Source organism: Streptomyces sp. NPDC002265, from assembly GCF_040296125.1.
In the GTDB taxonomy this organism is placed as follows: domain Bacteria; phylum Actinomycetota; class Actinomycetes; order Streptomycetales; family Streptomycetaceae; genus Streptomyces.
This window is the reverse complement of record NZ_JBEOWS010000425.1, coordinates 1-7,402: the sequence shown is the minus strand read 5'-3', so window position 1 is coordinate 7,402 and position 7,402 is coordinate 1. Positions and strand designations below refer to the sequence as shown.

Here is a 7,402-nt window from a genome sequence, read left to right as displayed (position 1 = left end):
GCGTCCGGCCGGCCGGTTTCGCCGAGGTCGGGCCCGGGTCAGTCCCGGGCCAGGCCCAGGCGGGCGCGCAGGCCCGGGCCGCGTTCGTCCGTGGCCGCCACCGCGGCGGCGCCCGCCGTGACCGTCTCGTACACGGACAGGATGTCCGCGCCGACCGTCGACCAGTCGAAGCGCCGTACGTGGGCGCTGCCGCGTTCGCTCAGCTCGGCTCGGCGGGCCGGGTCGGCCAGCAGCCGCACGGCCGCCTCGGCCAGCGCGTCGGCGTCCTCGTTGGCGAACAGCTCGCCCGCCGCGCCCCGGTCCAGGACCTGGGCGAAGGCGTCGAGGTCGGAGGCGAGCACCGGCGCGCCCGCCGACATCGCCTCGACGAGGATGATGCCGAAGCTCTCGCCGCCGGTGTTGGGGGCGATGTACAGGTCGAGGCTGCGCAGGAAGCGCGCCTTGTCCTCGTCGCTGACCATGCCGAGGAACTCCACCCGGGAGCGCAGTTCCTCGGGCAGCGACTCCACCGCTGCCTCCTCGTCGCCGCGTCCGGCGATCAGCAGCCTGGTCCCCGGGCGGGCGGCCAGGATCTTCGGCAGGGCCCGCATCAGGACCGGCAGGCCCTTGCGCGGTTCGTCGATGCGGCCGATGAAGCCGATGGTGTCGCCCTGCCACTCGGGTCTGGGCTCGGCTTTGGCGAAGAAGTCGACGTCGACGCCGTTGGGGATCACCACCGCGTCCCCGCCGAGGTGCTCGACGAGGGTGCGGCGGGCGTACTCGCTCACGGCGATCCGCGCGCTGATCTTCTCCAGGGCGGCCTGGAGGATCGAGTACGCGGCGATCATGGCCCGGGAGCGCGGGTTGGACGTGTGGAACGTGGCCACGATCGGCCCCTGCGCGGCCCAGCAGGCCAGCAGGCCCAGCGAGGGCGAGGTCGGCTCGTGGATGTGGATCACGTCGAACTGACCGTCGTGCAGCCAGCGGCGCACCCGCGCGGCGCTCAGGAAGCCGAAGTTCAGCCGGGCCACCGAGCCGTTGTAGGGCACCGGGACCGCGCGGCCGGCCGAGACGACGTACGGCGGCAGGGGGGTGTCGTCGTCGGCGGGCGCGAGGACCGACACCTCGTGGCCGAGCCCGATGAAGTACGCCGCGAGGTCGCGGATGTGGAACTGGACACCGCCCGGGACGTCCCAGGAGTACGGGCAGACGATCCCGATCCTCATGCGGACCCTCCGGGCGGAGCAGGGGCGGGTTCGAGATCCGCGAGCCACAGACGCTGGAGCATGTGCCAGTCCTCCGGATGGTCGGCGATCCCGGTGGCGAAGGCGTCTGCCAGCGCCTGTGTCATGACAGACGTCTTCTCGGCCCGCGTACCTGTCTCGGGCACGTCGAGCGGGGGGTGGATCCGGCCGCGCATGACCGGGGAGTCGTCGTACCAGAGCGTGACCGGCAGCAGCAGCGCGCCGGTCTGCTGGGCGAGCAGGGCCGGCCCCGCGGGCATCCGGGCGGTGTCGCCGAAGAACTTCACCTCGACGCCCGAGGCGGACAGGTCGCGCTCGGCGACCAGGCAGACCAGGCCGCCGTCGCGCAGCCGCCGGGCCAGGGTGCCGAAGGCGGTACCGCCGCTGTGCGGCAGGACCTCCATGCCGAGGCCCTCGCGGTAGGCGACGAAACGGTCGTACAGCGTCTCCGGCTTCAGGCGCTCGGCGACCGTGGTGAACGGCGTCCGCAGCCTGGTGGTGACCCAGGCGCCCGCGAGGTCCCAGTTGGCCATGTGCGGCAGCGCGAGGACCACGCCCCGCCCGGAGGCGAGCGCGTCCGTCAGATGGTCCATGCCCTCGGGCTCGAAGCCGTCGCAGATCCGCTCGGCGCTCCAGGCCGGCAGCCGGAAGGACTCCATCCAGTAGCGCAGGTACGAGCGCATGCCCGCACGCGAGAGCTCGGCCAGCCGCTCGGGGCTCGCGTCGGGCACCACGCGCGCGTAGTTGCTCTCCAGGCGCCGGACGCCCTTGCCGCGCTTCTTCCAGGCGAGGTCGGCGACGGTCCGGCCGAGCCGTACGGCGACCGGTTCGGGCAGCTTCTTGACGGTGCTCCAGCCGAGCCCGTAGACCGCGTCCGCCAGCCGTTCCCGGACGTTCACTTCGCGGCCCCGCTCCCCCGGGAGCCGTTGCCGTGCCCGGCCACGGCCGCCTCCGCCGCCGCCTCCGCCTCCGCGGACTCCCGGCGGACCGTGACGACGCGCTGGATCAGCGTGACGAGGCTGCCGACGGCGACGATCCACAGCGCGACGGGCAGCAGGTACTGGACGCCGGGCACGCCGAACGCGTGCAGGCCGGCGACCCCGGCCGCGACCAGCGAGATGACCAGGCGCTCGGCGCGCTCGACGAGCCCGTTGACGGCGACCGGCAGGCCGATCGACTCGCCGCGCGCCTTGGTGTACGACACCACCTGGCCGCTGGCCAGGCAGAAGATGGAGACGGCGCACAGTGTGTTGTCGTCGCCGCCGCCCGCGTACCAGAGGGCGAAGCCGCCGAAGATCGCGCCGTCGGCGACCCGGTCGAGGGTGGAGTCCAGGAAGGCGCCCCAGCGGCTGGTGCGGCCGAGCTGGCGGGCCATGTTCCCGTCGACGAGGTCGGAGAACACGAACAGGGTGATCACGATCGTGCCCCAGAAGAAGTCGCCCCGGGGGTAGAAGACCAGCGCGCCCGCCACCACGCCGGCGGTACCGATCAGCGTCACCGTGTCGGGGCTGACGCCCCGCCGGATGAGAAACGCGGCGAACGGTGTGAGGACACGCGTGAAGAATGCACGCGCGTACTTGTTCAGCATGGCCTTCCCGAGGGTCGGTGTCGCCGGACGGCCCCTGCTGACCTCCGGCTGGCCCATCGTAGTCACGCGCGCTCATCTGCGACGGGCGGGTGCCGTCGGGCCGTGTCACGGCCGACGGTGTACGGGCCACGGCCGGACCGCGGCTTCCCGGCCACGGCCCGATGGCGCGATCCCGTCCTCCGTATGGACGCACCGTGACAGGAGTGGAAAGCTCGAAGGACCGCGGGCGTCATCGGAGCCGCCACCGGTGGGGGGCCTCCGGACTCGGTCCGGGAGCGGAGTTCCGGCATGCCCGCGCCCACAGTGACCTCACCGTGCACGGGAGGCAAGGCCATGGGCGACAAGGCGAACGCACACCCCGGAGCCGCCGGCAGGGCTACGGCGGCCGACCACCCCGCGTCCATAAGGAATGTGGTGCTGGTCGGCCACTCCGGATCGGGCAAGACGACTCTGGTGGAGGCTCTCGCGCTGACCGCGGGAGCAGTGAACCGGGCGGGCCGCGTGGAGGACGGCGGCACCGTGTCCGACTACGACGACATCGAGCACCGCCAGCAACGCTCGGTACAGCTGTCCCTGGTGCCCGTCGAATGGGACGGCATCAAGGTCAATCTCATCGACACCCCCGGATACGCCGACTTCGTCGGAGAGCTCAGGGCCGGTCTGCGCGCGGCGGACGCGGCCCTCTTCGTCGTCTCGGCGTCCGACGAGGTGGACGGCTCGACCCGGATGGTGTGGGAGGAGTGCGCGGCCGTCGGGATGCCGCGCGCGATCGTCGTCACACATCTGGAGTCGGCCCGCGCCGACTTCGAGGAGATGACCCGGAGCTGCGCGCTGGCGTTCGGCGGCGACGACCCCGACGCGGTGCTGCCGCTGTACCTGCCGCTGCACGGCCCGCAGGGGCCCGACGGGCACGCGCCCGTGACCGGGCTGACCGGGCTGCTGTCGCAGAAGCTGTTCGACTACGCGTCCGGGGAGCGCAAGGAGTCCGAGCCGGGTTCCGAGCAGCTGCCGGGGATCGAGGAGGCCCGCAACCGGCTGATCGAGGGGATCATCGCCGAGAGCGAGGACGAGACCCTCATGGACCGCTACCTCGGCGGCGAGAAGATCGACATCAAGACGCTGGTGCAGGACCTGGAGCGGGCCGTCGCACGCGGGGCGTTCTTCCCGGTGCTGGCCGCCGCCCCGGCGGCCGAGGGCGCCCGGCAGGGCATCGGCACGGTCGAACTGCTGGAACTGATCACCGGGGGCTTCCCGACCCCGCTGGAGCGGGAGGCGCCGGCCGTGACGACCGTCGACGGCCGGGCGCGCGAGCTGAAGCCCTGCGATCCCGGCGGACCGCTGGTCGCCGAGGTGGTGAAGACCACGTCCGACCCGTACGTCGGCCGGGTCTCCCTGGTGCGCGTCTTCTCCGGCACCCTGCGGCCCGACGAGACGGTCCATGTCTCCGGGCACGGGCTGGCCGACCGCGGTCACGAGGACCACGACGTCGACGAGCGGATCGGCGCCCTGTCGGCGCCCTTCGGCAAGCAGCAGCGGCTGCTGACACAGGCCATCGCCGGTGACCTCGCGTGCGTGGCGAAGCTGAGCCGCGCGGAGACCGGGGACACCCTCTCGGCCAAGGACGACCCGCTGCTCATGGAGCCCTGGCAGATGCCCGACCCGCTGCTGCCGCTCGCCATCCAGGCGCACAGCAAGGCCGACGAGGACAAGCTCTCGCAGGGGCTCGGCCGGCTCGTCGCCGAGGATCCGACGATGCGTCTCGAACAGAACCAGGACACCCACCAGGTGGTGCTGTGGTGCCTCGGCGAGGCGCACGCGGACGTCGCCCTGGAGCGGCTGCGCAGCCGCTACGGCGTCCAGGTCGACGTGGTGCCGTACCGGGTCTCGCTGCGGGAGACGTTCGCGGACCGGGCGGCCGGGCGGGGACGGCACGTGAAGCAGTCGGGCGGGCACGGTCAGTTCGCCATCTGCGAGATCGAGATCGAGCCCCTGCCGGGCGGTTCCGGCATCGAGTTCGTGGACAAGGTGGTCGGCGGGGCGGTGCCGCGGCAGTTCATCCCCTCGGTGGAGAAGGGGATACGCGCCCAGGCCGCGCGGGGCATCGCGGCGGGCCATCCGCTCGTCGACATCCGGGTCACCCTGCTGGACGGCAAGGCGCACTCGGTGGACTCCTCCGACGCCGCCTTCCAGACGGCGGGCGCGCTGGCGCTGCGCGAGGCCGCGGCCGGCGCGCGGATCCATCTGCTGGAGCCGGTGGCCGAGGTGACCGTGCTGGTCGGTGACGACTACGTGGGCGCGGTGATGAGCGATCTGTCCGGGCGGCGCGGCCGGGTGGTCGGCACCGAGCAGGTGAGCACCGGGCGCACCCTGGTCAGGGCGGAGGTGCCGGAGATCGAGATCGGCCGGTACGCCGTCGATCTGCGGTCGCTGTCGCACGGCACGGCGCGTTTCGACCGTGCGTACGTCCGGCACGAGCCGATGCCGCAGCAGGTCGCCGACCGGGTGCGCCAACAGACGGTGGACGTGGCGTAGCCGACGTCCGGGCGCGCACAACTGCGGCCGGACGCAAGGGATCGGGTGTCCGGCCGCGGGCAACCGCCGCCGGACGTACCGGTCCGCGTGCCCGGCGGCGTACAACTCGCGCCGGGGGCCCGGGGGCAGACGTACGGCGGCGCACAACCGGCGCACACGGTACGGCCGTACACCACCGTGCGAGCCTCCGTGCTGGAATGCCCCCTCCGCGTCGGTGGCCCGCTTCGGCGGACCGCCGACGCGGGCCCGCGCCTGCGGATACGCTGATGACCTGATCAACAGGTGTGCGGGGCCGGGAAGTCGGGAAGGCCGCAGGAGCGGGCTTGGGCGGCGTTGGGGGGCGGTAATGACCGTGGACGGCGGATACGGCGACATCTTCGGGCCGCAGGTGCCGCGCACGGGCGACGAGGGGCAGACGGCCACCTTCGCGCTGGCGTCGGCGGCCTACCGGGACAACCCGGTCGAGGAGATAACCAAGGCGGACAACGACTGGCACCAGTCGACCGTCAAGGCCGGCAAGGTCTCGCTGTTCCGGCCGAACCTCGGCGAGGCGTTCTCCCGGGCCGTGGTGGACCGCATGCTGGGCAGCGGCCGCAAGCCGCTCATCCAGTCCTTCGGCACCGAGCCGCAGGTCGTCGTCGAGCACTGCCTGGCCGCCAACAACATCCGCCGCGACCGCGACAACCGGCTCAGCGCGGTCATGATGCTGTGCGGCCTGATCTTCCTGCCGGGGCTGCTGGTGTGGCTGCTGGTCTTCACCATCCGCACCAACATCGACAAGCGGGACGACCGGCGGGCCTCCGCCCTGGCCACCACGCTGCTCGTGGCCGTCGGCGCGCTCGCGGTGATCTTCCTCATCCGGATGCCGTTCGCGGGCTTCTGGGCGTGGTACTCCCGCGCGGCGGTGATCCTGCCCGTGGTCGGCTGGGTGCTGGCCCGGCGGATCTGCGAGAACACGGCCAGGGACCTGCGGGAGCGCTGGGCCGGGCTGCTGTCGGGCAGCAACATCGGGGCGAAGGTCCCCGAGGCGGTGCCGAGCAGCCCGCGCGAGACCGCGGCCGAGGGGCTGCGCCAGTCGCTGGCCAAGCTCAGCGCCGAGCAGCAGTCGAACTCGGTGTTCTACGCCGGCCCCAAGGGCATTCTCGGCATGGGCACCCGCTGGGGGTCCTGGCAGCTGGCCGAGGACCTGCGGCCGGCCGACCCCGCCAAGGAGATCCACCCGTTCCGCAGCTGGGACGTCATCCGCTCGATCCACGACCAGCTGCGGATGCTGGAGCGCGGGCCGCTGAACACCGGCGGCTTCCCGAAGGCGTCGATACGCCACTGGATCGTCACGCCGATCGGGGAGAACGCCAAGGCGGTGTCCCGGCCCGAGGGCACGGACGTGGAGGCGTACCAGGTCAAGCCGCACGCCATACAGGACATCTGCAACAAGCAGCAGTTCGGCGCCGGTGACCGGCACTACCTGGGCGTGCAGTGGACGCTGTGGGACGGACAGCTGGTGATCACCATGCTGATCACGGTGACCGTGCTGCACTCGACGCTGCGCATCGAGGTCACCGGCCATGCGCTGGGTCCGGTGAACGGGCTGTTCACCACGGCCCCGGAGGCGCCGAGCAAGGAGGTCTCGAAGTCCTTCAAGCCGTGGGAGACCCGCACGGTGAAGCTTCCGCTGGTCACCACCAACGAGGTGGTCCGGCTCGCCGTGCGCGCCCCGCTCACCTGGTATCCGCCGCTGCTGAACTGGCTCGGCGGGAGCGTGGCCCTGCCCGAGCCGTTCGGTCTGCGGCACGCCTGGGCGGACCAGCCGTGGCGGCACCGGTTCATGGCCGACGACGCGCTGCGCGCGGCCACGCCGGTACTGCGGGTGGTGCACGCGGCGGCGCTGCGGACCCTGGAGGAGAACGGCGTGGACATCGAGAAGTTCGGAGTGCGGTCGGGGTTCCTCAGCACGGCGGTGCAGGACGCCTCGCCGCGCAAGGCCGACCTGTACGACGCGTAGACCCGGGCCGTCCGGACCGTACGGGTCTCGCTCGCCGACACCGCCCTCGCGCGGCCC

Annotated in this window: 5 protein-coding genes; 2 read left to right on the top strand and 3 right to left on the bottom strand. The window is 72.5% G+C overall.

Features of this window, described 5'->3' with window-relative positions; all coding sequences use genetic code 11:
• Positions 1–38: 38 nt before the first annotated feature.
• Genes ABT085_RS41325 through pgsA form a run of 3 tightly spaced genes read right to left on the bottom strand, consistent with a single transcriptional unit; the run spans position 39 to position 2,868 of the window.
• On the bottom strand, positions 39–1,205 hold the full coding sequence (locus tag ABT085_RS41325; RefSeq protein ID WP_351620713.1) for a glycosyltransferase family 4 protein: 1,167 nt from the start codon (positions 1,203–1,205) through the stop codon (positions 39–41).
• On the bottom strand, positions 1,202–2,122 hold the full coding sequence (locus ABT085_RS41320) for a phosphatidylinositol mannoside acyltransferase (RefSeq protein WP_351620710.1): 921 nt from the start codon (positions 2,120–2,122) through the stop codon (positions 1,202–1,204). The genes ABT085_RS41325 and ABT085_RS41320 overlap by 4 nt, the downstream gene beginning before the upstream one ends.
• Positions 2,119–2,868, bottom strand: coding sequence for a phosphatidylinositol phosphate synthase (gene pgsA, locus ABT085_RS41315; RefSeq protein ID WP_351620719.1), 750 nt, complete (start codon positions 2,866–2,868; stop codon positions 2,119–2,121). The genes ABT085_RS41320 and pgsA overlap by 4 nt, the downstream gene beginning before the upstream one ends.
• A gap of 276 nt (positions 2,869–3,144) precedes the next feature.
• On the opposite strand from pgsA, the gene ABT085_RS41310 reads away from it, so the two are divergent.
• Both ABT085_RS41310 and ABT085_RS41305 read left to right on the top strand, forming a co-directional pair.
• Positions 3,145–5,343 carry an elongation factor G-like protein EF-G2 gene (locus ABT085_RS41310; RefSeq protein ID WP_351620716.1) on the top strand — a complete coding sequence of 733 codons (2,199 nt, stop codon included), beginning with the start codon at positions 3,145–3,147 and terminating at the stop codon, positions 5,341–5,343.
• A 346-nt stretch (positions 5,344–5,689) separates the two neighbouring features.
• The gene (locus ABT085_RS41305; RefSeq protein ID WP_351620707.1) at positions 5,690–7,345 is read left to right on the top strand and encodes an AbeC-like domain-containing protein; all 1,656 of its coding nucleotides are present in this window, start codon (positions 5,690–5,692) and stop codon (positions 7,343–7,345) included.
• Positions 7,346–7,402: the final 57 nt, after the last annotated feature.